Source organism: Kineothrix sp. MB12-C1 (assembly GCF_030863805.1).
Classification (GTDB): Bacteria; Bacillota; Clostridia; order Lachnospirales; family Lachnospiraceae; genus Kineothrix.
This window is the reverse complement of record NZ_CP132957.1, coordinates 1,449,758-1,474,314: the sequence shown is the minus strand read 5'-3', so window position 1 is coordinate 1,474,314 and position 24,557 is coordinate 1,449,758. Positions and strand designations below refer to the sequence as shown.

Annotated in this window: 25 protein-coding genes and 1 riboswitch; of the genes, 21 read left to right on the top strand and 4 right to left on the bottom strand. The window is 42.0% G+C overall.

Annotated elements, in window-relative coordinates:
• Nucleotides 1-21: 21 nt before the first annotated feature.
• From araB to atpC, 12 genes are all read left to right on the top strand, one after another.
• Nucleotides 22-1,737, top strand: a complete 1,716-nt coding sequence (gene araB, locus RBB56_RS06915) for a ribulokinase (protein WP_331526699.1) — start codon at nucleotides 22-24, stop codon at nucleotides 1,735-1,737.
• Nucleotides 1,738-1,805: 68 nt separating this feature from the next.
• Nucleotides 1,806-2,516 (top strand): L-ribulose-5-phosphate 4-epimerase AraD, encoded by a 711-nt coding sequence (gene araD, locus RBB56_RS06910; protein WP_306721647.1) that lies wholly within the window; start codon nucleotides 1,806-1,808, stop codon nucleotides 2,514-2,516.
• A 3-nt stretch (nucleotides 2,517-2,519) separates the two neighbouring features.
• On the top strand, nucleotides 2,520-3,134 hold the full coding sequence (locus tag RBB56_RS06905) for a KpsF/GutQ family sugar-phosphate isomerase (RefSeq protein WP_306721646.1): 615 nt from the start codon (nucleotides 2,520-2,522) through the stop codon (nucleotides 3,132-3,134).
• Nucleotides 3,131-3,790 (top strand): ribulose-phosphate 3-epimerase, encoded by a 660-nt coding sequence (locus tag RBB56_RS06900; RefSeq protein ID WP_306721645.1) that lies wholly within the window; start codon nucleotides 3,131-3,133, stop codon nucleotides 3,788-3,790. Before RBB56_RS06905 ends, RBB56_RS06900 begins: the two co-directional genes overlap by 4 nt.
• Nucleotides 3,791-4,186: 396 nt before the next feature.
• Nucleotides 4,187-4,873: a F0F1 ATP synthase subunit A gene (locus RBB56_RS06895; protein WP_306721644.1), complete on the top strand. Its 687-nt coding sequence runs from the start codon at nucleotides 4,187-4,189 to the stop codon at nucleotides 4,871-4,873.
• 46 nt (nucleotides 4,874-4,919) lie between these two features.
• Entirely contained in the window at nucleotides 4,920-5,150 is a 231-nt protein-coding gene (gene atpE, locus RBB56_RS06890) for an ATP synthase F0 subunit C (protein ID WP_306721643.1), read from the top strand.
• Between the two features lie 50 nt (nucleotides 5,151-5,200).
• Nucleotides 5,201-5,647 (top strand): F0F1 ATP synthase subunit B, encoded by a 447-nt coding sequence (atpF, locus tag RBB56_RS06885; RefSeq protein ID WP_306721642.1) that lies wholly within the window; start codon nucleotides 5,201-5,203, stop codon nucleotides 5,645-5,647.
• Nucleotides 5,631-6,128 (top strand): ATP synthase F1 subunit delta, encoded by a 498-nt coding sequence (gene atpH / locus RBB56_RS06880; protein ID WP_306721641.1) that lies wholly within the window; start codon nucleotides 5,631-5,633, stop codon nucleotides 6,126-6,128. Before atpF ends, atpH begins: the two co-directional genes overlap by 17 nt.
• 3 nt (nucleotides 6,129-6,131) lie before the next feature.
• Nucleotides 6,132-7,643: a F0F1 ATP synthase subunit alpha gene (atpA, locus tag RBB56_RS06875; protein ID WP_306721640.1), complete on the top strand. Its 1,512-nt coding sequence runs from the start codon at nucleotides 6,132-6,134 to the stop codon at nucleotides 7,641-7,643.
• A gap of 6 nt (nucleotides 7,644-7,649) precedes the next feature.
• Nucleotides 7,650-8,543, top strand: a complete 894-nt coding sequence (atpG, locus tag RBB56_RS06870) for an ATP synthase F1 subunit gamma (protein WP_306721639.1) — start codon at nucleotides 7,650-7,652, stop codon at nucleotides 8,541-8,543.
• Between the two features lie 12 nt (nucleotides 8,544-8,555).
• Nucleotides 8,556-9,944, top strand: coding sequence for a F0F1 ATP synthase subunit beta (gene atpD / locus RBB56_RS06865; RefSeq protein ID WP_306721638.1), 1,389 nt, complete (start codon nucleotides 8,556-8,558; stop codon nucleotides 9,942-9,944).
• 19 nt (nucleotides 9,945-9,963) lie between these two features.
• Entirely contained in the window at nucleotides 9,964-10,371 is a 408-nt protein-coding gene (atpC, locus tag RBB56_RS06860; RefSeq protein WP_306721637.1) for an ATP synthase F1 subunit epsilon, read from the top strand.
• Nucleotides 10,372-10,455: 84 nt separating this feature from the next.
• Here the strand turns inward: atpC and RBB56_RS06855 are convergent, their stop codons facing one another.
• A complete protein-coding gene (locus RBB56_RS06855; RefSeq protein WP_306721636.1) occupies nucleotides 10,456-10,599 on the bottom strand; it encodes a hypothetical protein in 144 nt (47 codons plus the stop codon).
• Nucleotides 10,600-10,844: 245 nt separating this feature from the next.
• Here RBB56_RS06855 and RBB56_RS06850 point away from each other — a divergent pair, with 245 nt between their 5' ends.
• Genes RBB56_RS06850 through RBB56_RS06835 form a run of 4 tightly spaced genes read left to right on the top strand, consistent with a single transcriptional unit; the run spans nucleotide 10,845 to nucleotide 14,961 of the window.
• A complete protein-coding gene (locus RBB56_RS06850) occupies nucleotides 10,845-11,282 on the top strand; it encodes a MarR family winged helix-turn-helix transcriptional regulator (RefSeq protein WP_306721635.1) in 438 nt (145 codons plus the stop codon).
• Between the two features lie 50 nt (nucleotides 11,283-11,332).
• Entirely contained in the window at nucleotides 11,333-12,700 is a 1,368-nt protein-coding gene (locus RBB56_RS06845) for a citrate/2-methylcitrate synthase (RefSeq protein ID WP_306721634.1), read from the top strand.
• A 15-nt stretch (nucleotides 12,701-12,715) separates the two neighbouring features.
• Complete coding sequence (locus RBB56_RS06840; RefSeq protein WP_306721633.1) at nucleotides 12,716-14,254, top strand: DUF1538 domain-containing protein; 1,539 nt, start codon at nucleotides 12,716-12,718, stop codon at nucleotides 14,252-14,254.
• Nucleotides 14,255-14,268: 14 nt separating this feature from the next.
• On the top strand, nucleotides 14,269-14,961 hold the full coding sequence (locus RBB56_RS06835; RefSeq protein WP_306721632.1) for a P-II family nitrogen regulator: 693 nt from the start codon (nucleotides 14,269-14,271) through the stop codon (nucleotides 14,959-14,961).
• Between the two features lie 3 nt (nucleotides 14,962-14,964).
• On the opposite strand, the gene RBB56_RS06830 is transcribed toward RBB56_RS06835, so the two are convergent.
• Nucleotides 14,965-16,104 (bottom strand): glycosyl hydrolase family 18 protein, encoded by a 1,140-nt coding sequence (locus RBB56_RS06830; protein ID WP_306721631.1) that lies wholly within the window; start codon nucleotides 16,102-16,104, stop codon nucleotides 14,965-14,967.
• A 280-nt stretch (nucleotides 16,105-16,384) separates the two neighbouring features.
• Between RBB56_RS06830 and RBB56_RS06825 the strand changes: the two genes are divergently transcribed.
• Both RBB56_RS06825 and galE read left to right on the top strand, forming a co-directional pair.
• A complete protein-coding gene (locus RBB56_RS06825; RefSeq protein ID WP_306721630.1) occupies nucleotides 16,385-17,608 on the top strand; it encodes a UTP--glucose-1-phosphate uridylyltransferase in 1,224 nt (407 codons plus the stop codon).
• 302 nt (nucleotides 17,609-17,910) lie between these two features.
• The gene (gene galE, locus RBB56_RS06820) at nucleotides 17,911-18,927 is read left to right on the top strand and encodes a UDP-glucose 4-epimerase GalE (protein ID WP_306721629.1); all 1,017 of its coding nucleotides are present in this window, start codon (nucleotides 17,911-17,913) and stop codon (nucleotides 18,925-18,927) included.
• A gap of 59 nt (nucleotides 18,928-18,986) precedes the next feature.
• On the opposite strand, the gene trhA is transcribed toward galE, so the two are convergent.
• The gene (gene trhA, locus RBB56_RS06815) at nucleotides 18,987-19,637 is read right to left on the bottom strand and encodes a PAQR family membrane homeostasis protein TrhA (protein WP_306721628.1); all 651 of its coding nucleotides are present in this window, start codon (nucleotides 19,635-19,637) and stop codon (nucleotides 18,987-18,989) included.
• A 277-nt stretch (nucleotides 19,638-19,914) separates the two neighbouring features.
• Nucleotides 19,915-19,988, top strand: a riboswitch (Fluoride riboswitch).
• A 91-nt stretch (nucleotides 19,989-20,079) separates the two neighbouring features.
• On the opposite strand from trhA, the gene RBB56_RS06810 reads away from it, so the two are divergent.
• The gene (locus tag RBB56_RS06810) at nucleotides 20,080-21,261 is read left to right on the top strand and encodes a cation:proton antiporter (RefSeq protein ID WP_306721627.1); all 1,182 of its coding nucleotides are present in this window, start codon (nucleotides 20,080-20,082) and stop codon (nucleotides 21,259-21,261) included.
• Nucleotides 21,262-21,272: 11 nt separating this feature from the next.
• Here the strand turns inward: RBB56_RS06810 and RBB56_RS06805 are convergent, their stop codons facing one another.
• Nucleotides 21,273-21,539 carry a hypothetical protein gene (locus RBB56_RS06805; protein ID WP_306721626.1) on the bottom strand — a complete coding sequence of 89 codons (267 nt, stop codon included), beginning with the start codon at nucleotides 21,537-21,539 and terminating at the stop codon, nucleotides 21,273-21,275.
• Between the two features lie 341 nt (nucleotides 21,540-21,880).
• On the opposite strand from RBB56_RS06805, the gene RBB56_RS06800 reads away from it, so the two are divergent.
• Both RBB56_RS06800 and RBB56_RS06795 read left to right on the top strand, forming a co-directional pair.
• Nucleotides 21,881-23,563, top strand: a complete 1,683-nt coding sequence (locus RBB56_RS06800; RefSeq protein WP_306721625.1) for a methyl-accepting chemotaxis protein — start codon at nucleotides 21,881-21,883, stop codon at nucleotides 23,561-23,563.
• A gap of 268 nt (nucleotides 23,564-23,831) precedes the next feature.
• On the top strand, nucleotides 23,832-24,467 hold the full coding sequence (locus RBB56_RS06795) for a GTP pyrophosphokinase (RefSeq protein ID WP_306721624.1): 636 nt from the start codon (nucleotides 23,832-23,834) through the stop codon (nucleotides 24,465-24,467).
• Nucleotides 24,468-24,557: the final 90 nt, after the last annotated feature.

Here is a 24,557-nt window from a genome sequence, read left to right as displayed (position 1 = left end):
TAGCTAAATAATTAGATGAATGTGGAAATTAGGAGAGCAGGTGTTTATATGGAACTTTATACGGCAGGAATAGATTTCGGATCCCTTTCGGGACGTTGTATTTTGGTAAATTTAAGAACGGGCAGAGAGGAAGCGACTTCCGTATATGAATATCCTCATGCGGTTATGGATGAAACTCTGCCGGATGGAACCCCTTTACAAATTGACTGGTGTCTGCAGCACCCCGAGGATTACAAAGAAGTGCTGCGTTATACCATACGGGACTGCATGAAGCAGATAGGAATTGATAATTCTCAGATCGTAGGAATTGGGATAGACTTTACCTCCTGTACGATACTTCCTATTCTTGAAGACGGGACTCCTTTGTGTATGCTGGAAAAGTATAAGTCGGAGCCGAACGCGTATGTCAAGCTATGGAAGCATCATGCAGCACAGCCGGAGGCGGACGAACTTAACAGAATTGCCCATGAAAGGGGAGAGCGCTTCATTCACCGGTACGGAGATAAGATTTCCAGCGAGTGGATGTTTCCGAAGATATGGCAGGTGTTGAATGAAAGCCCGGAAGTATATGAGGATACTTATTGCTTCTTGGAGGCGGCTGATTGGATTGTCAAGCTTCTTACGGGAAATCTTATGCGCAATAACTGTTCCGCAGGGTATAAGGCGATCTGGCATAAGAAAGAAGGCTACCCTTCCAAGGAATTCTTCAAGGCTTTGGATGAAAGGCTTGAGAATGTAATTGAAGATAAGATGAAAGGCCCGGTCGTTCCCATAGGAACAAAAGCGGGGGAGATAACGGCGGAAGCCGCAGAGCTCACGGGACTATTGCAGGGAACGGCGGTAGCGGTGGCGCATTTGGATGCGGGAGGAGCGACGGTAGGCGCCGGAATCACAACAGTGGGCACGATGCTCATTATGATGGGAACCTCCAGTTGTCACATACTTTTGGGAGAAAGAGAATGTGAAGTGCCGGGAATGTGCGGAGTGGTAGAAGATGGAATCATACCGGGATATATAGGATATGAAGCGGGGCAAAGCTGTGTCGGAGATCATTTCCAATGGGCAACGGAAAATTGTACACCTGCGGAGTATTTTAGGAAGGCACAAGAAAACGGCCAGAACATTCATGAATATTTGAGTGAGCTTGCGCAGGCGAAGGAGCCGGGAGAGAGCGGAGTGCTGGCACTGGATTGGTGGAACGGTAATCGTTCGGTACTAGTGGACGGGAAGCTGTCAGGCCTGCTGATTGGCTGTACCTTGCAGACGAAAGCGGAAGATATCTATCGGGCATTGATCGAGGCGACGGCCTTTGGCACGAGAAAAATTGTAGAGACTTTTGAGCGAAATGGAGTTCCGGTAAATGAAATCGTAATTGCCGGAGGAATTGCTAAAAAGAATCCTTTCGCGATGCAGATTTATGCGGATGTTACAGGGAAAGATATTAAGATAGCAGGTTCTTCGCAGAATGCGGCATTATCCAGTACAATCTGGGCAGCTCTGGCGGCCGGGAGCAAGGCAGGCGGCTTTGATACCTTGGAAGAAGCCGTTGACAGGCTGAGCAATGTACAAGACAAAAAATATACACCTAATGCGGAGCATGAACAAGTATATGATGCGCTCTATGCGGAATATGAAATACTTCATGATTATTTCGGCAGAGGGGAAAACAATGTGATGAAACGCCTGAAGAAAATAACGGAAGGCATTAAGGAAAAGAAAATTGCAACTGTTCGATAGGTCTGCGCATTCACTGCGCAGTTACAGAAAATTAGGAGAGTTGACTGACAGACATAAGGAGGAAACAGATGAGTATAGAGAGATTAAAAGAGGAAGTATTGGCTGCTAATCTGGACTTAGTGACAAAAAAACTTGTGATTTCCACATGGGGAAATGTTTCCGGATTTGATCCCGAAACAGAGCTTATGGTAATCAAAGCGAGTGGTGTTGCTTATTCCGATATGACAGTAAAGCATATGGTCGTTGTGGATTTGAATGGAAATATTGTAGAAGGAGATTGTGCTCCTTCTACGGATACGGATACACATATAGAATTATACAAAAGCTTCAAGGATAAAGGTATCAGAGGAATTGTACATACCCATTCACAGTATGCTACCATGTGGGCACAAATGGGCCGAAATATCCCTTGCTACGGAACGACACACTGCGATTACTTCTATGGGGATATACCGTGTACGCGCCTTATGACACCGGAAGAGATAGCGGAAGATTATGAAAAGAACACCGGTAAAGTGATTCTTGAGTCATTCAAGAATCTGGACTGCAATGCGATGCAGGCAGTTCTCGTACATAGCCATGCTCCCTTTGTATGGGGTAAGACACCGGAATATGCAGTTCTTCATAGTCAGGTACTGGAATATGTGGCGAAGATGGCTTATTGTAATTACACTGCGACAAACGGGGAGTGTGGCCGGGTACAGCAAGAGATTATGGATAAACATTATAATAGAAAGTTTGGACCTAATGCATATTACGGACAAGGAAAGCAGGGATAAGGAATGAGTGCAAAAATAATGGAATCCATCCGGGATACATTACGATGTGAAGCAGATACTATCCGCCGCCTTGCTGAGAATATGAATGAGGAACAGATAAATGATATTGTAAAGACAATTATAGGATGTAAAGGGAAAATAATTACATCGGGATGCGGCACATCCGGGGCAGCAGCTAAGAAGATAGCCCATACCCTCAGTTGTGTGGAATGTCCTGCTTTATTTTTATCTCCGGCGGATGCGGTACATGGAGGACTAGGCGTCGTACAAAAAGGTGATGCAGTGATTCTTCTGTCAAAAGGTGGTTCTACACCTGAGATTAACCAAATGATCAAAGCGTGTGAGACGAAGGGAGCCATCCTTATAGCAGTTACCGAAAAGGAGGATTCTTATCTTGCCAAAAGAGCGGATTATCTGTTAAAAATAAAAATAGAAAAAGAACCTGATGATTTCAATATGCTCGCTACGGCAAGCACGATGGCAGTAATTGCCGCCTTTGATTCCATTGCTATCGCGATAACAAGAGTAAGGGGATATTCGAAGAAACAGTTTTTGCTCATCCATCCCGGAGGAGAAGTAGGAAACAGACTTCTGGAGGAAGAGGGGGAGGATAAATGAAAACGCACGTATCAATATCTGTATTTGCCGCGGATATACTTAAAATAGGAAGCGAGTTAAAGACAGTAAAAGAACATAAAGCGGATTCTATTCATATCGATGTGATGGATGGCCACTTTGTCCCTCTGTTTGGATTTAACAATATGTGGGCGAAAGCGGTAGGTGACTATGTCTGCCTTAATAGAGATATACATTTTATGGTTTATCCAACCGAGGAGATGATTGACCGCTTTATGGATGAGAAAGTTGACACAATCACCTTGCATCTAGATTCAGCGCCGGAAGATGTCTTGCTGTACGGCATTTCTTACATAAGAGAATGTGGTAAGAGAACCGGCATAGCGATTTCCCCTCATACGAAAGTGGAGAGATTGCTTCCCTTTTTAGATCATGCTATGGAGATTCTCGTTATGAGTACGGCTCCGGGGGAAGAGAATTCCTGTTTTGTAGAAGAAACATATGAGAGGATAGAGCGGATAAAGCAGTTAATCGGCGAGCGTGATATAAGTATTGCGGTAGACGGCGGATTAAATGCCCAGAGGGCAAGGAGATGCATTGCCAGCGGTGCGGATAAAATTATTATGGGAAGGACATATTTTGCAGAGACCCATAAAGGGGATCTGATTAGAGAAATTCAACAGGCTGCATATGCATAATCTATTCGAAGAAATATAATAATGTACGTCCTGTTGGACGTTCGGGGGACCGGTTTTCTTTTACCAGATAAAAGGAATCCGGTCTCTTTTCGTTCAATTGGGAATCTTTTCCGAATATTTTTTGTTAGCAAAATAGAAAAAAAATGTGTTATTTTATCTCTTTTATGGTTTTTTATTAAAACAGGATATGAAAATAAAGATTTTTCCCAGAAAATAAAGGTAAAAACCGACGAAAATGGGAATGAATATCAAAGAAAAGTTTAATGAAGTTTAACAAAGTTAAGAAGATGTTAAGAGATGAATGAGAATCATATAGAGTAATTGACAAAGAGAAATCGGAGGAATAGAATGACAACAAATTTGTTATCGATAGGAAAAAGAAAGGAAGTGTGAGGCATGGATGCTTTCATAGAGTCCTTATTAGAGGAGCTGAATTGCGAGGCTGTATTTACGGTTCCCATATTAGGGGGAATCCCGGTTTTGGAGTCAGTGGCAGTCACTTGGATCATTATGGCTGCGCTCACATTGCTGGCAATTGTATTCGTAAGAAACTTAAAAGTAGAGAATCCGGGGAGAATACAGCTTTTGCTTGAAACGGCTTTGGAAGGAATGTTTGATTTTTTTGAAGGCTGTACAGGTCATCATGGCAGGCGATATATTCCCTATTTGATTACAGTGGGCCTATACATCGGCATGGCGAATCTGATCGGATTATTCGGCTTTAAACCTCCGACGAAGGATTTGAATGTAACAATTGCTCTGGCGCTGCTCAGTATCATACTGATAGAGGTGGCAGGATTCAGGCAAAAGGGGATAAAAGGATGGATGAAGGCATTTGCTCAGCCGGTTGCAATTATACTTCCCATCAATCTTATGGAAATATTTATCCGTCCGCTGTCTCTTTGTATGCGGCTTTTCGGTAATGTATTAGGGGCATTCGTAGTTATGGAGCTGATTAAGAACATCATTCCGGCGGTAGTTCCTGTTGCTTTCAGTTTGTATTTCGATATTTTTGACGGGTTGATTCAGGCTTATGTATTTGTATTTCTGACCGCTCTTTTCATGGGAGAGGCTTTAGAATAAATAAAACAAAAAGAAAAAATGATAAAAGAGAAAAGGAGTATTTATTATGGATTCAACATTATTAATTGCAATAGGAGCGGCAATCGCAGTATTTACAGGTATCGGAGCGGGTATCGGGATCGGTTTGGCAACAGGAAAGGCTACGGATGCCATTGCAAGACAGCCGGAAGCTGATGGTAAGATCAGAACGACCTTGTTAATTGGTGCAGCGCTTGCAGAAGCAACAGCTATTTACGGCTTTGTTATCGCTTTGTTAATTATCTTGCTTTTGAAATAAGGTAATATGGTCTGGAGCATTTCCGGAACAAAAGAAAGGCGGAAGGCAGTATGCTGAATATAAATTTTTGGAATATTGTATTTACTATTATCAATGTACTCGTATTATACGGACTGATGAAGAAATTCTTAGTAAAGCCGGTAATGGGCATTATAGAGAAGCGCAAACAGCTCATTCAGGGACAATTAGAGGATGCCGGGATGGAACAAAAGAAAGCTCTTGAGCTGAAGCAGCAGTATGAGATGAAAATGAATCGGGCGGATCAGGAAGCCGGAGAGATTATACTGCAGGCAAGACAGCAGGTAATCGGCGAGAGAAATCAGGTTCTGGAAGATGCCAGAGAACAGTGTGCGAGAATTATGGAAAGAACACAGGCGAACATTGAACTTCAGCAAGAGAAGGCCAGACGTGAAGCTGAGAGCCAGATTGCAGAACTCGCTCTTTTGGCTGCCAGAAAAATATTGAAGTCAGGTGAGGCAAATGACGCAAACAGCTAATAATTATGGACGAGTTCTATATGAACTTTCCATACCGAACAAAGAGATAGAAGCATCGGCGGAATTGTTGAACAAGGAACCGAGGCTTATAGAATTTTTAAAGAGTCCCATCATTGCAAGGAAGCATAAATATGCGGTAATCGATAAGGTCTTCGAAGGAAAACTGGCTGTATTTATCAAGCTTATATGCAGATATGGGAAAGTTGAGCAGCTTACAGAAGCTTTTGAGGCCTATCGTGAGTATTACGCGAAACAGCATGGAATTATGCGTGCGCAGGTGTATGTGGTGAAGCCCTTAAGGGAAGCTGAGAAAGAGCAGATGATACAGTTTTTAAAAGGAAGGTTTTCTTGTGAAGAAGTATTATTAGAAGAAAAACAAGATGAGAACCTTTTAGGCGGTTATCTTTTAAAAGCAGGCGGTATGGAATATGATCATAGTTATGAAGGCCGTCTGCGCCAATTAGAGAAGAAATTAACTTAGGAGGTGAGTGCTGTGAGTGCAATCAGTGCGGCAGATATTATTTCCATTTTAAAAGCAGAAGTAGAAAATTACAATTGGGATTCCGTAGAACAAGAAGTGGGAACTGTTATCTGGGTAGGCGATGGAATTGCTACGGTATATGGCATTGACCATGCGATGTACGGGGAAATCGTAGTGTTCGATACCGGTGTCAAAGGAATGGTACAGGACATTCGGAAAAATGAAATCGGATGTATCCTTTTTGGAAGAGATACGGAAGTAAAAGAAGGTACTAAGGTAACGAGAACGAAAAAAAAGGCAGGCATCCCTGTAGGTGATGAATATATCGGAAGGGTTGTCAATGCCTTGGGCGAGCCCATCGATGATAAGGGAGAGATTCTCTTTGAAGATTATAGGCCGATCGAGGAGGAGGCTCCGGGTATTGTGGAACGTAAATCCGTGGATACGCCTTTGGAGACAGGAATCCTTTCGATAGACTCTATGTTTCCCATTGGGCGCGGACAAAGAGAGTTGATTATCGGAGACAGACAGACAGGTAAGACCTCCATTGCCCTGGATGCGATTTTGAATCAGAAGGGCAAAGGTGTTATCTGTATTTATGTTGCGATTGGACAGAAGGCTTCCAGCGTAGCGAAATTAGTATCTACCTTGGAACATCATGGAGCACTTGGGTATTCGATTGTCGTAGTTTCGACAGCCAGTGATCCTTCTTCATTACAATATATTGCACCTTATGCGGGAACGGCACTCGGTGAGCATTTTATGCGTCAGGGTAAAGATGTATTGATGGTTTATGATGATTTATCCAAGCACGCGGTCGCTTATCGTGCATTATCCCTTTTGTTAGAACGTTCCCCGGGACGTGAAGCGTATCCGGGCGATGTATTCTATCTTCACTCCAGGTTACTGGAGCGTTCCTGCAGACTGAGCGATAAGATGGGTGGAGGCTCCATAACATCGCTTCCGATCGTTGAAACACAGGCGGGAGATGTATCAGCCTATATTCCGACGAATGTAATTTCTATTACCGATGGTCAGATCTTTCTGGAAAGTGATTTGTTCTTCGCAGGTATGAGGCCTGCAGTTAACGTAGGCTTGTCTGTATCCCGTGTAGGCGGTGCTGCCCAGACGAAGGCGATGAAGAAAGCTTCGGGAAGCATCCGTATCAATTTGGCGCAATATAGAGAAATGGAAGTGTTCACACAGTTCAGTTCGGACTTGGATGAGACGACGAAACAGCAGTTACAGCACGGAAAGGTGCTAATGGAACTTTTGAAGCAGCCCTTGGCACAGCCTCTTTCCCTTCACGAGAAAGTAATGACCCTTTGCCTTGCTGAGAATCATATTTTTGACGATGTGGATGTGAAGAAAGTGAAGAGCTTCCAAAGCGAAATTCTGGGATTTCTGGGTAGGAACCATCCACATTTAGGTGCTGAGATCGAAGAGAAGAAAGCCTTGACGGATGAATTAGCGGAACAGATTATTGCGGCGGCAAGGGAATATAAGAGCAGGTGATAGCGTATGGCGAGTATAAAAGAAATCCAAACGAGGATGAAGAGCATACAAGATACAAGGAAGATTACCAATGCTATGTATATGATTTCTTCTTCCAAGCTTAAAAAGGCGAGAAAGAGTCTGGAAGCTACGGAGCCATATTTCTACACGCTGCAAAATACCATGAGTCAGATATTGCGGCATGTGCCCGATATGGAAAGTCGTTATTTTGAAAGTGAAGAAGAGAGAAATCCGGAAGATAAGAAAGTTGGATATATTATTATCACCGCGGATAAAGGACTTGTAGGAGCCTATAACCATAATGTGATCAAGTTGGTAGAGGAACAGATGGCGGTCTGCCACGATCCGGTATTGTTCGTATTGGGGGAAATGGGCCGTCAGTATTTCAGGCGTAAGAAGATTGAGATAGAAGAGGAGTTCCGATATGTCGTTCAGAATCCCACGCTGAGCAGGGCGAGAGACATTTCAGAAATAGTGATGGAAAGATATAATAGAGGCGAACTCGATGAAATCTATGTCATTTATACCAAAATGGAAACGGCCATGCAGGCAGAGGCGGAAATGATGAAGTTACTTCCGTTGAAGAAATCCAGGTTCAGCCAGGCCTTATCTGCGGATGTACACATGGAAGAGCTAGCCTTTTTGCCGGATATTTATACCGTGGTAAATCACATGGCATCCGATTACCTGGTAGGCTTTATCTATGGGGCGCTGGTAGAATCGTTTTGCAGCGAACAGAATTCACGTATGATGGCGATGGAGGCAGCAGTTGATAATGCGAACAGCATGTTGAAGGAACTGGATATTATATATCATAGAGCGAGGCAGGCGGTGATCACTCAGCAGATTACGGAGGTAATCGGCGGAGCGAAAGCCCAGAAGAAAAAGAAGATGAGTTAGGAGTCGAAGCATATGAAGCAAGGAAAAATAGTTCAGGTGATGGGACCTGTTGTGGACGTAGAGTTTGAAGACAATGACCTGCCTGGTATCAAGGATGCTTTGGAGGTACAAAACGGAGAAAAGCGTTGTGTCATGGAAGTTGCGCAGCATATCGGAAATAATATGGTGCGCTGTATTATGCTTGCCTCCAGCGAAGGACTCTACAGAGATATGGAAGTAACCGCTACAGGAAGCGGCATCCGGGTGCCGGTGGGCGAGAAGACATTAGGCCGCCTTTTTAACGTGCTCGGTGAGACTTTGGATGGCGAAGAGAACTTGGATCAGGAAGAGAAGTGGGTAATTCATAGAGAGCCGCCTACCTTCGCGGATCAAAGCCCTGCGGTGGAGATTCTGGAAACAGGAATTAAAGTGATCGATCTTCTGACTCCATATGCCAAGGGAGGTAAGATTGGCCTTTTCGGCGGTGCCGGCGTAGGGAAAACTGTTTTGATTCAGGAGCTGATTCGTAATATTGCAACGGAACACGGCGGTTATTCCATTTTTACCGGTGTGGGAGAACGTTCCAGGGAAGGAAACGATTTATGGAGTGAGATGAAGGAATCCGGAGTGCTGGAGAAAACAGCCTTAGTATTCGGACAGATGAATGAGCCTCCCGGAGCGCGTATGCGCGTTGCTGAAACAGGTCTTACTATGGCGGAATATTTCCGTGATGTGAAGCATCAGAATGTGCTTTTATTTATCGATAATATCTTCCGGTTCACTCAGGCTGGTTCTGAGGTATCGGCACTGCTGGGACGTATGCCTTCGGCGGTAGGATATCAGCCTACGTTAGCAACGGAAATGGGCGAATTACAGGAACGTATCGCATCTACGAAAAGCGGCTCCATCACTTCCGTACAGGCAGTTTATGTGCCCGCAGACGATTTGACGGACCCGGCGCCTGCGACGACCTTCTCTCATTTGGATGCTACCACGGTACTTTCCAGAAAGATTGTGGAACAAGGTATTTATCCTGCGGTAGATCCTTTGGAATCCACTTCCCGTATTCTGGAGGCGGATGTAATAGGTGAGGAACATTACGAGACAGCAAGACGGGTACAAGAGACATTACAGAAATATAAAGAATTACAGGATATTATAGCGATCCTCGGCATGGAGGAGTTGTCCGAAGAAGATAAGATAACGGTATTCCGTGCGAGAAAGATACAGAAGTTTTTATCACAGCCCTTCCATGTGGCTGAGAATTTCACGGGTATATCCGGAAAGTATGTGCCGGTTGCGGACACGATCAAAGGATTCAAAGCCATTTTGGATGGTGAGATGGATGAGTATCCGGAGAACGCCTTCTTCAACGTGGGTACTATTGATGAAGTAAAGGAAAAGGCAGCTTCTATGGTATGATAGGAAAGAGAGGCGTTGTATGAACACATTTTACTTAAAGGTGATAGCCGCCGACAGAATTTTTCATAATGGTCGTTGTGAATCTCTCATTCTTCCAACCTTGGATGGAATGGTAGGTGTCCTTGCCAATCATGAAAATATGGTTATTGCTGTGGTCGAAGGTGATATTAAGATTCGCATGGAGGATGGGAATGAAATAAATGCAGTTGTCGGGCTCGGTTTTTTTGAAATGGTGAATAACCGGGCCAGACTTCTCGTTCAGACAGCGGAGAAACCGGAAGAAATCGATATTCGAAGAGCTCAGGAGGCTCAGGAACGTGCTCAGGAACGACTGCGCCAGCAACAGAGTATCCGCGAACATTATCATACCCAGGCTACGTTATCCCGGGCTATGAATCGCTTAAAAGTATCGAGAAAATATAAATAAAAAGAAAAATATAGAAAATAGAGACAAGCAAAAAGCCGCAGGAAAATTGATATCAAGATCAGTTTGCTGCGGCCTTATTGGTTTTTATTTAGTTACCGGGATCCCATGAACTATCCTTCGATATAATTTCCAGATGATGACTGCCGGAAAGCTAAAGGTGAGATAAAGTGTGGAAAGGAGCCCTGCAGCACCGCCGACAATAGCGATAATTAAAATTCCAATATTCATTGTGTTGTAACCTCCTGAGATTGTGATTGAAATATCACGTCTATTATAACATTTATTACTGTGTGAAAAGCAAAAGGGAGGTTTCTTAGCACAATCTTAACAAGAGAAAAATAAAAATCTTAAAAAGAGAAAAATAAAAAAAATATTGACAGTAAAAATTATATATGCGAAAATGGTTTAAAAGTGAACTGTTCCAATGTGAACGATTGAACCTTCAATTACGGTCTTGATGCGAGGAAATAGTTGTGGATAATGATTTTGAAACCTTATTAAACGGTCAACAGTTTAAAAGGCTTTACGAGAAAATGAGCAATCTGATTACAGAGAGGTATGGATTGCATAAAATCGAAATTGAAATTTTGATTTTTTTAAGAAATGGTAAGTACGATACGGCAAGGGATATTGCGGAGAATAAGTTTTTTTCCAAGGCTCATATTTCACAGGCAATTGAACATCTGACGGAGCGCGGATACATTAGGGGGCAGGCGGATGAACAAGATAGGAGATGTATTCATTTGCATCTGACAAAGGAAGCACAGCCTGTCTGCGAAGAATTGCTCAAGCTCAGGCAGCGATTGGCAGATATTATGTATCAAGACATTACAGAAGAAGAAAAGCAGATTATGCTAAAGGTAGCCCAGAAGATTGCGAGCAATATAAATAGGGAATTAGGAACATTTTAAAAAGAAAGTTGGGAATCGGGCATATTTTATCGGAGAAAAGGAGAATAACTATGAGAAACGGCAAGAAAGAGAAACTCGAAAATTATACTGCGAAATACAGCCAAATCTGTGTGGAAAATAATAATATCGATATTCCTCTCTATGACGAATATGGTGTAAAGAGGGGATTAAGGGATAAAAATGGTGAAGGCGTTCTTGCAGGTCTTACCAATATTTCTCATATTAAATCACAGGATGTAATCGATGGGAAAAGAGTTCCCTGCGAAGGAAGACTTTTGTATCGCGGTTACGATATTATTGAGTTGGTGGCAGGCTTTGAGCATAAGGAAAGATGCGGCTTCGAAGAGATTGCTTATCTTCTCTTATTTGGAAGTTTGCCCAATAAAGAAGAATTGGCAGAATTCAGCGAGAATTTAGCCCTGATGTGTACATTGCCTACCAATTTTACGAGAGATGTTATTATGAAGGCTTCCAGCAAGGATATTATGAACTCACTGACAAAGAGCGTTCTTGCCTTAGCTTCTTATGATAAGCAGGTTTCGGATTTGAGCATTGAGAATGTCCTTCGTCAATGTATGACTTTAATCAGTGTATTCCCCATGCTTTCTGTCTATGGGTATCATGCTTATAACCATTATGAATGTGATGACAGCTTCTATATCCACAGACCGGATCCCAATCTGTCCACTGCAGAGAATTTATTGAGAATGCTCCGTCCGGATATGAAATATACAGAGTTAGAGGCGCGCGTATTGGATATCGCACTTGTTCTTCATATGGAACACGGCGGCGGAAATAATTCTACCTTTACCACGAGAGTAGTAACCTCTTCGGGTTCCGATACATATTCGGTTATCGCTGCAGCACTTTCTTCCCTGAAGGGACCTAAGCACGGTGGTGCTAATATTAAAGTAGTGGAAATGATGGCGAATATTAAGAAAAATATTAAGGACTTGGACGATGAGGAAGAGGTAAAGGATTACCTTGGACGTATGCTGAACAAGGAAGTATTCGATAAGAGCGGTCTGATTTACGGTATGGGGCATGCAGTATATTCCATCTCGGATCCGAGAGCGACTATTTTTAAAAACTTTGTAGAAAGACTTGCTTGCGACAAGAACCGCGGAGAAGACTTCAAGCTCTATTCCATGATAGAGCGTCTTGCACCGGAGGTAATCGGAGAAAAACGCAACATTTATAAAGGCGTTAGCGCGAATGTGGATTTCTACAGCGGTTTTGTATATAGTATGCTGGATATTCCGTTGGAATTGTATACACCTATATTCGCGATCGCAAGAATTGTAGGATGGAGCGCACATCGCTTGGAGGAGCTTATCAATGTGGATAAGATTATCCGTCCTGCTTATAAAAGTATAATGGTGGAAAAAGAATATGTAGATATTGAAGAGAGAAGATAGGAAGGCAGGTAGAAGTTGAGATTACATCGTACAAAATTACAAGAAAAACTTAATGAGGCTTTAAAAGCAGTGCTTCCGATTATCGGCATTGTATTGCTTTTATCTTTTACAATCGTACCCATATCACCCAGTATATTGATGGCATTTTTAATTGGTGCAGTGCTTTTGATTTGCGGTATGATGTTCTTTTCCTTGGGGGCGGAACTTTCCATGACACCGATGGGAGAAAAGGTAGGGGGAAGTATGACTCAGACCAAGAAGCTTTGGCTTATGGTTTTGCTGAGCTTTATACTTGGTTTTATTATTACTATTTCTGAACCCGACTTACAAGTATTGGCAGAACAGGTACCGTCAATTCCGAATCTCGTACTTATACTGGCAGTTGCCTGCGGGGTTGGAATATTCCTTGTAATGGCGTTGCTTCGTATGTTATTTAGCATATCTCTGCCTCAAATGCTTCTTATATTTTATGCAATCGTTTTTGCATTAGCTTTTTTTGTTCCGAAGGACTTTCTTTCTGTGGCCTTCGATTCGGGCGGAGTAACGACGGGACCTATGACCGTACCATTTATCATGGCATTGGGTATTGGTATTTCAGCGATTCGAAGCGATAAGCATGCATCGGATGATAGCTTTGGACTAGTTGCGCTTTGTTCGATAGGGCCGATATTGGCGGTGCTCGTTCTTGGGTTGATTTACAGACCGGAAAGCTCGGAATATATACCGGAGGTTCTGCCCACCATAGATAACTCGATTGAGTTATGGGGAATGTTTGCTCAGGGAATTCCCAAGTATATGATTGAAATGGCTGTTTCTTTATTCCCGATCGTTTTATTTTTCGGTATCTTTCAGATTGTTTCCCGGGAAATACAGAAAAGGGCTTTGATTCGAATTGGGGTTGGTCTCATATATACTTATATTGGATTATTTCTATTTTTAACAGGAGTAAATATAGGATTTATGCCGGCTGGTAATTATTTGGGGCAGATGCTCGCAGCACTTCCTTATCGTTGGGTAATTATTCCGATCGGTATGCTCATTGGCTATTTTATCGTATTGGCAGAACCGGCTGTATTCGTACTGACCAAGCAGGTGGAGGAGATTACTTCGGGTTCGATTTCTGCCAAAGCGATGGGATTAAGCCTTTCTATCGGGGTAGCAGCATCCTTAGGGCTGGCTATGATTAGAGTGCTTACAGGAATCTCCATATTTTGGTTTATTATTCCCGGATATGCGATTGCATTGTTTCTTTCCCTTTTCGTTCCTAAGATATTCACCGCGATTGCATTTGACTCAGGAGGGGTGGCATCCGGTCCGATGACGGCGACCTTTCTGCTTCCCTTTGCCATCGGGGCATCTGTGAGTGTAGGCGGAAATATTGTGACGGATGCGTTTGGTGTGGTGGCAATGGTCGCAATGACACCGTTAATTACCATACAGGTATTGGGACTGATTTATAAACTTCGCTCAGAACATTCTGAGAAGAAAATGGCCCGTATGGAGCCCAAAGAAGCATTTGCATTATTGGCGGATGATGAGATTATTGAATTATAGAAAAGGAGCATCCTATGAGTAAAGTATATTTGATGGTGACAATTACAAATCGAAGTGTCGGTCCTAAAATGCTCTCCTTTTATAAAGGACATGAGCAGGCGGTCATCATAGGAACATTAGGAGAAGGAACTGCCAATAGCGAAGTTTTGGACTACTTTGGATTGGAAGCAACCGAAAAGGCGGTTATGTTTTCCCTTGTAACGAAGGAGAGATGGAAAGATCTGAAAAGAGGGCTGCAAAAGGAGATGAATATCGATGTTCCCGGTACAGGCGTAGCTTTTATCATTCCACTTTCCAGCATTGGAGGGAAAAAGGCGTTGGAGTTCCTGACAGAAAGCCAGAATTTTGAAAAAGAGGAGGAAACCGTATTGAAAGAAACAGAACACGAATTGGTGGTAGTCATAGCAAATCAGGGGTATAGCGATACCGTAATGGATGCCGCCAGGGAAAAGGGCGCGAGTGGAGGCACGGTCATCCACGCAAAAGGAGAAGGAATGGAACGCGCGGAAAAGTTCCTTGGAGTTTCTATTGCGGCAGAGAAAGAAATTATCTTTATTGTTACAAAAGTAGAATATAAAAATGAAATTATGAAGACGATTATGGAGCATGCAGGTATGGAAAGTAAGGCGAAATCCATCGTATTTTCACTTCCTGTTACGAGCACTGCAGGCCTTCGTTTGCAGGAAGAAGACAAATCCGAAGATTAATAATCATTGTTTTATAATATTGAAGGTGTCAGCGAGCAGCAGCCAGTTGGCCCGGAACAGATTCATAATCTGCCAGTATCCGGCTCCGCGCAGTTCATATTCGTTGATGAGATTGAATTTTTCGCGCATGCTTCTGACATCTTCAAACCATACTTCATGTGCGATACCATCGCGTTCATAGGTGAAGAAGGGAGACATGGCGACTTCATCGAATTGGATGGGGACATTATTGTCAATGGCAATCTGAACCGCCTCCGTATTGCTGATCGTACGAGCTCCCGTTACACCTCTTTCATAGGGAAGCGGCCAATCATATCCATAATTAGGAATCCCCAGGTTGATCTTATCGACGGGGATTCTTGTAATTGCATAATCTACGACTTCACGTACTCTATTAATCGGCGCAACGGCCATTGGTGGCCCGTAGGTATAGCCCCATTCATAAGTCATTAGCAGCACATTATCTGCAGCTGCTCCAAGAAGTCCATAGTCCTTTCCTCCATAAAGCAGGCCTGGCTGATCATCGGAGGTCTTAGGGGCCAGCGCCACCGAAACAGGATAGCCGAGAGCATTTACAGCAGTACGGACATTGGCTACGAACTCTGCAAAAGGAACTCTATCCTCTGCGAGAATATATTCGAAATCAATATCAACACCTTCATACCCTTTCTGGGAAACCATTTCCAATAAGTTATCGATTAAATTTTGCTGTATTTCCATATTATTTACGACAACAGTAATCAAGTTGTTATTAAACATTCCATCCGGTCCAAAAGGCGTTAGGGTAAGAATTGGTGCGGTGCCAGCTTCTTTGGCCAGAGCGATCATCCATGTATCATCAAGAGGAGGGGGCACTAATTCTCCTGTAGTGGTAAATCCATAAGAAAATATGGATAGATTAGTGAGATAAGGGAGTGTTTCTGTTAAGGTGAATTCATTGATAAAAGGGTAGGCATATCCATTGGTGTAGATGGTACGTTTTTCGGTAGGAGATTCTCCTGTGCTGAGTAAAAGTGCCTGACCGACAGCAAGTTGGTAAGGAGAAGAGAGCTGGTTATTATATATGATGGAATCGGGAGAGATGCTGTAGGCAGCGGCAATGGAATTCACGCTGTCTCCGGCGTTTACCGTATAAATAGTCATAATGGAAATCCCTAAGGGTTTTTATTATCATATGCATTCCAATCGTTACTGTTCACAGTTGCGATTGAAATGCAACATAATGCACACAAAATGCGGTAAAAATGCCAACATAAAGCATTTGGCATAGCATTCCGGCGCCTGCAGCAGGGGCAAAATGGCTTGCGGTTATAGGGATAATTTGCTACAATGATGCTCATAATACAGAAACTTTATTCGGGAATTTTCGTGTTATAGTTATAATATGATGTTTGAATAATATCGGGGATGGAGGAATTGTGGGATGGATTATAGGGAAGCGTATGAAAAGTTAGAAGGATATGGGCAATTGCATGTGCTCAATTATTATGAAGAGCTGACGGAGAAGGAAAAAGAAGAATTGCTCGAGCAGATAGAATCTGTTGACTTTACGGTACTGAAGTATTGCAAAAACAATACGACGAATCAGAAGGGTGAGATTTCACCGTTGAATGCTATGCAGCTTGCTCAGATAGAAGAAAAGAGAGAAGAGTACACACGAATCGGTTTGGATGAAATTAAAAAGGGCAGGGCAGCAGCGGTGCTTCTGGCGGGAGGAATGGGGACAAGACTCGGTTCCGATAATCCTAAGGGAATGTTTGACATAGGGATTACACGTCCGGTCTATATTTTCCAGAGAATAATAGAGAACCTTTTGGATGTGGTAAATGCGGGTAAGACGTGGATTCATTTATTTGTCATGACGAGCGACAAGAATCATGAAGTGACCGTACAATTTTTTGAAGAGAAGAATTACTTCGGTTATAAAAAGGAATTCATACACTTTTTTAAACAGGAGATGGTGCCTGCTTCTGATTATGAGGGCAAGGTATATATGGAAGAGAGGGGAAAAATATCAACCTCCCCCAATGGAAATGGAGGCTGGTTCTCCTCCATGGAGAAATGGGGACTTTTGGATATTGTAAACGGGGAAGGAATCGAATGGTTGAATGTATTTGCGGTGGATAATGTACTGCAGCGGATTGTGGATCCATGCTTTATCGGCGCAGTAATTGCAGAAGGCTGTGTTTCCGGGGCGAAGGTAGTGAAGAAGAATGCGCCGGATGAAAGAGTGGGTGCTCTTTGCCTGGAGGATGGAAAGCCTTCTATCGTGGAATACTATGAATTGACTGAGGAAATGAAAGCGGCTAAGGATGAAAACGGAGATCCGGCCTATAATTTTGGTGTAATCTTGAATTATCTTTTCCGGAAAAAGGATCTGGAAGCGATTGCAGATAGTAATCTTCCTCTCCATGTGGTGGAGAAAAAGATCCCTTATATCGATGAAAATGCAGAACTCATTCTTCCCGAACAGCCTAATGGATATAAATATGAGACGTTGGTGTTGGATATGATTCATCAGGTGGATAATTGTCTTTCTTATGAAGTGGAGAGGAAAAGGGAATTTGCACCGATCAAGAATGCGACAGGAGTGGATTCTGTGGATACAGCCAGAGAACTTTGCAAGGAAAATGGAATCGAGCTATAGCGTATAACAGTAACAGTTCAGCCATCAACATCGCGAGGTGTTTTTGTGAGCGAAGATTACAGAAAACCCGAGTTTAGCAAGCGCGAAATACTGCGTAGCAGTATTTCTGTGCATGAATTATTGCTAGGAAGCCGCAGGTTGAATAGCATATAACATTTTAACAGCCATTTACAACATTGTCATATTGAAAAAATGGGTAGTTTTAGTAAACTTAAGATAATAATATAACTTTCATACTTAGAAGACAGCATAAGGGAGTTAGTAGGATAATTTAGTGTTTATTTCGACAGGAGGTAAGTAAAATGGCAATATTAGTAACAGGCGGTGCCGGATATATCGGAAGCCATACGGTGGTAGAACTGCAAAATGCAGGCTATGATGTGGTGGTATTGGATAATTTAAGCAATTCCAGCGAGAAATCATTACAAAGGGTGGAGAAGATAACTGGCAAGAAGGTACCTTTTTATAAAGTGGATATTTTGGACAGACAGGGATTACATGAAGTGTTTGAAAAAGAAAGTATTGATTCCTGTATTCATTTTGCGGGACTTAAAGCAGTTGGAGAGTCTGTAGCTAAGCCCTGGGAATATTATGAGAACAACATTGCAGGGACTTTAACATTAGTGGACGTGATGAGAGAACATGGAGTGAAGAATATTATTTTCTCTTCCTCGGCGACAGTATATGGTGATCCGGCGATTATTCCGATTACGGAGGAGTGTCCGAAAGGGCAATGTACCAATCCCTACGGCTGGACGAAATCAATGTTAGAGCAGGTTCTGTCGGATATGCAGAAAGCGGATCCTGAGTGGAATATCATTATTCTTCGCTACTTTAACCCCATTGGGGCTCATGAAAGCGGAACGATTGGAGAGAATCCTAATGGAATTCCCAACAATTTGATGCCTTATATTACACAGGTAGCAGTTGGTAAGCTGAAAGAGCTGGGGGTATTCGGTAATGATTATGATACGCCCGACGGAACCGGAGTCAGAGACTATATCCATGTAGTGGACTTAGCGAATGGCCATGTTAAAGCTTTGAAAAAGATTGAAGAAAAAGCAGGACTTTGCATTTATAATCTTGGAACAGGCACCGGATATAGCGTGCTCGATATTGTGAAGAACTTCGAGGCGGCCACCGGCGTACCAATTCCTTATGTGATTAAGGATAGACGCCCCGGAGATATCGCAACCTGCTATTCGGATGCAGGCAAGGCGAAAAGGGAGCTTAATTGGGAAGCGAAGTTCGGTATTAAGGAAATGTGTGAAGATTCCTGGAGATGGCAGAGCAATAATCCCAATGGATATGATGAATAATAAGAAGAAAGAAGCCGGTGACGGCTTCTTTTTATAAATTTCTTCCTTATTTTTAAAACTTAGGCTACATAGCGGTACATGAAGATGAAGTGGCAGATGCTTCCGCCCATAACAAAAAGATGGAATATCTCGTGTGAACCGAAGTAAGCGTGTTTGGAATTGAAGATAGGGAGTTTCAAAGCATAGATAACTCCGCCTATTGTGTAGATAACGCCGCCTCCCAGTAACCAAAGGAAGGCGTTTTTAGGAAGTGTATTCCAGAGAGTTCCAAAGACCCCCATACATACCCAGCCCATGGCAATATAAATGGTGGAGGAGAACCACTTCGGACATGTGATCCATGCGGCTTTTACCGTAATTCCCAAAAGGGCAATACCCCATACTACGGCCAAAAGAGTATATCCGAGCTTACCGCCAAGAACGATAAGACAGACCGGAGTGTAGGAACCTGCAATAAGTACGAAAATCATCATATGATCTATTTTTCGAAATACCTTTAGCACCTTATCGGACACCGTCACAGAATGGTAGGTTGCGCTCGCTCCATAGAGAAAAATCATACTCAGCATAAATACGGCCATTGCGGTGAAGGAAGCGCTGCCCGATGTGGTAGCCGCCTTTATCAAAAGTGGTACAGCGGCGAAAACGGCCATCATCATTCCTATGAAATGAGTAATTGCACTGCCGGGTTCACGAATTGTTATTTGCATAATATTACCTCCCTTAAAAATAAGATATTAATTTGTAGAAGATGGTGTGAATTTGAACTATAAAAACCGACTGTAAATTGATATTATGGGGTTATTTATAAGAAAAACCACACACGGTTATAGTAAGTGCCATATGTAGTAATGATAACTACATACTGCGTATTTAAATACTACTATGTATTATTCCGTATGTCAATAAAAATATTCAGAGAATTTAGTTTGAAATCTTGATTATATAAAAAGAAAATGCTTGAATGTATTTTTGATATGATGTATATTATGGAGAGGGAATGAAGTTCTCCCTTGGCATAGCCAAAACCGCTTTATTAAGCTGATGACTTCTGTTTTTACATAGCAATCGTAAGAAAGCCGACGGTTCTTTTGTAAAAACAGAGATCGTCAGCTTTCTTTTATTAGCGATACAATAGGAGGGTATTATATTATGCTTACTAGTTTAGCACTTATTTTTTTATTAGGTCTGTTACTTGCCGGAATATTCAAACGGCTGCGATTGCCGGGTCTCCTTGGCATGCTCCTGACGGGTATTATCTTAGGCCCCTATGCATTTGACTTATTAGACAGTTCAATACTTTCGATTTCTGCCGATTTGAGGGAACTGGCACTTATTATTATCCTCACCCGTGCGGGGTTAGCGCTTGACATTGAGGACTTGAAGAAAGTGGGACGCCCGGCAGTATTGATGTGTTTTGTTCCCGCATGTTTTGAAATAATCGGGATGGTAATTCTTGCTCCCGGACTCCTTGGGATATCCGTTCTGGATGCTGCGATTATGGGAGCGGTGGTCGGAGCTGTTTCTCCGGCTGTCATCGTTCCCAAGATGCTCTATCTTATGGAAAATCAATATGGAACGAACAAAAGCATACCGCAATTAATTATGGCCGGGGCTTCTGTGGACGATGTTTTTGTCATCGTTATGTTCGCCGCATTTACAGGACTGGCGCAAGGTGAGAAGATATCTCCGGTGAGCTTTGTTCAAATACCTGTTTCTATCGTTACGGGGCTGTTGATCGGCATTGCTGTAGGGATTGGATTGGCCTTTATGTTTAAAAGACTTCACATCCGTGATTCTATGAAGGTTATCATTATATTAAGTATTTCATTTCTATTTGTTGCCACTGAGAGCCTTCTAAAAGGTACTGTCCCTTTTTCGGGTCTGCTTGCAGTGATGAGTTTAGGTGCAGCATTGCAAAAAAATAGAACGGAAGTTGCCAAAAGACTTTCAAATAAATTCTCAAAGCTTTGGGTGGGTTCCGAAATCTTGCTATTTGTACTTGTGGGAGCAACCGTCGATTTGAAATATGCTATTTCGGCGGGGGTATCTACCATTATTGTTATATTTGGGGTTTTGGCATTTAGGATGCTTGGAGTCTTTGTTTGTCTTATCAAAACAAAATTAGTATGGAAGGAACGGTTATTTTGTATGATTGCTTACATGCCCAAAGCAACCGTACAGGCGGCGATAGGTTCCATTCCTCTTTCCATGGGTTTATCTTGCGGCAATATAGTGTTGACGGTTGCGGTACTCGCAATTTTAATCACAGCTCCGCTTGGAGCGTTTGGAATTGATGTGTTGCATAAACGTTTGCTGACGAAGGAGAAATGAAAGTTTTTCCTTTAATCCTCTTCGATAACATGGATTTCGAGATAATCGAAATCGATAGATTCGATGAAGTTATCTTGTGTAAAACGGACTTTATCATGGCGTTTGAACTCCTGAATGGTAGAATCCAGCCAAATAGGCTTGCCCAAGTCAAATTGGTAGGAAATCTCATCGATAGCATGGAAAACCTTATGTGTACGTGTATCCTGACTATCGTCACATATAACCGAATCCTTTAACAATCTATTATCTTTAAAAATTTTAGCCCATAAGCGAAACATAACAATCTCCTTTCCAAAATGTTTCAGTGTTCATAGTATATCACCAACTTTCGTTCTTTTATAGCATAAAAGCTTTATAGAGTAAAAGTTTTATAGTAAAAAGGTTCTATGCTATAAAAAAATGTATTAAAAGAGGTAAGGTAGAATTTGATATTCACTAAATGTGTATTATTTTCCACTATTAGTAAATGTGCATAATAAAATATATAAAAACGTTACATTTAATGTGATATATTGACAAAAATATACAAAAAGTGATATAATTAAACAAACATAAATGCTTAATATCTATCAAAATTTTACTAAAGATAAGCGCGATCAAACTAAATAGGAGAAGAACTATGAAGAAAAAAGTAGAAATGCAGTCAGCAAAGAATAAACGGCTTTCGGTTACATCGATGGTAACTATTTTCATCAGTATACTCATGTTGTTTATTATTATTTGGGCGAACCAAATGGTGCAGAATAAGTTACGGGATGAGAGAAGTATTATTGTGGCTGCCATTCAGTTGCGCGAAGGCTCGCAGCTGTTGACATCTGAAGTTCGTGCTTATGCGGTAACAGGGGAAGAGAATTATTATAATAACTATTGGAAGGAAGTAGATGAAGTAAAAAGCAGGGACCATGCGATAGAAATAATGAAAGAAATTGGTATTACGGATAAAGAGAGAGGAATGATCGAAACCATTGGTAATCTGTCCAATGAGTTGATTCCTTTGGAAACCTTGGCTATGGAAGCGGTAAAAGGCGGAGATTTGCAGACTGCCACAGATTATGTTTATGGGGAAGAATACAAACAGGGAATCGATAAGATCGCATCGGATACAGAGACGTTCATCAGTTCCCTTTCGGAAAGGATGGTAAAGGAAAGAAATCAAATACTTATAATTGCTTATATTTTAGATATTATTTTATTTGTAATTATGATTTTTGTTATCATTACCCAGAGAACTTATTCCATGTTTGTAAGAAAGGAACTTATTGGGCCGTTACAGCTTATTGAGGCGCAGATGGTAAGTGTTTCCGAAGGCAAGCTGAATGAAGAATTTGAGCTCACGGCAGATGAGACTGAGATGGGGAGATTGATCGGAGCCATCATACATACCAAACAATACTTAAAAGAAGTAATCGGAGATATGTCAAGAATCTTAGATTACCTTTCACAAGGTGACATGAGACATTCGGTCCATGCCGAATATGTGGGAGATTTTCTTGAGATAAGGGAGTCGGTACAGACAATTATAGATAATATGAATCAAGTTTTCGGTACAATAAAGGAAACGGCGGAGCAAGTAGGGCTGGGAGCAGAGCAGATGGCACAGGCGGCTCAGAATCTTGCGGAAGGAAGTACAGACCAAGCGAGTGCGGTGGATATGCTTACAAGGAATATGGAGGAAGTGAGTGAAAGTATAGAGAACACTTCGAAGCAGGCAGAAGAAACGAAACGGGTCACTGACGAAGTTGGATCATGCCTGGATGAGGGAAATCATAAAATGACTGAACTCAACGAAGCTATGGGAGTTATTCGAACCTGTGCGGAAGAAATAAGCAGTATAACATCGACGATTAGCGGAATTGCAGACCAGACGAATCTATTGGCTTTGAATGCGGCGATTGAAGCAGCAAGGGCCGGAGAAGCAGGAAGAGGATTCGCGGTAGTAGCAGAAGAAGTAAAAGAGCTGGCAGGAGATTCCCTGGAAGCTGTGAAGGGTACAGAAGAGCTGGTGCGCCGCACGATAGAAGCGGTAGAATATGGAATTACTCTTTCCAGGGAAACACAGGAGGCCATGGGTAAAGCGGATCATATGGCAGGAGAAAGCATGAGGAATATGAACGAAGTGGCGAATCTTGCCAATACACAAGCGCAGCAGATACGAAGCGCGATGGAAAGTATTATTATGATATCGGATAAAGTTCAAAGTAACTCCGCAGCAACCGAGGAGACGGCTGCTGCCGGTGAAGAACAGAGCGCACAATCGCAAAGCTTACAGAGTCTGTTGGCGCAGTTCCAATTAAGGGGCTAATATAAAGATAAGCTTTAGAGTTATTCAAGTGGAATAATTTAGTTTTTCCCGCATATGAATGTATGGTGTGAGTTTAAGGAGGAACGAACAAAAAAGCATAAATATACAATCAAAGTTAAGAAATAATAAAATTTTTGTTAAATATGCACATTCATAAAGAGAATATGGTATAATGACATAATAACTGCGATGATATTACGTATAGGTGCCGTAAGGAATCAAGTAAGAAATCAGGGTATTATAAATGTTTAAGTAAGGCGGGAAATGCATGGAACTGAGAGTAGAAAGAGATAGTGATGTAGATAATTGGAAAGAGGTCATTTTAATTTATAATTCGGCACTCAAGCAGATATCTACTAAATTGGAAATACTGAATGATGAATTTCAGCATGTACATAGATATAATCCGATTGAGCATATTAAATCGAGAATAAAGACATCAGAAAGTATTGTTAAAAAGTTAAAAAAGAATGGTTATGAATCTACCATAGAAAATATGGTAAAGTATGTAAATGATATAGCGGGAATCAGGGTGATTTGTTCCTTTAGTTCCGATATCTATGAAATAGCAGATATGATCACTAACCAAAGTGATATTAAGATTATTTCGGTGAAGGATTATATTAAGAGTCCTAAAGTGAGCGGATATAAGAGTTATCATATGCTTGCGACAGTTCCTGTATACCTTTCCGACCGAATCGTAGATACGAAGGTAGAGATTCAGATACGAACGGTTGCCATGGACTTCTGGGCCAGCCTGGAGCACAAGATTCATTATAAATTTGAAGGGAATGCCCCGAACTCCATTAAAGAAGAATTGGTGGAATGTGCTAAGATGGTTTCCGATCTGGATGCCAGAATGCTTCTTTTGAATGAAAAGGTACAGAAGCTGAGCGAACAATAAGTTATTAAAATAGTTCTAATAAAAACACTTCATATCATGGGCGATAATATGCTCTGGATATGAAGTGTTTTTATAATCAGACTCCAGTTG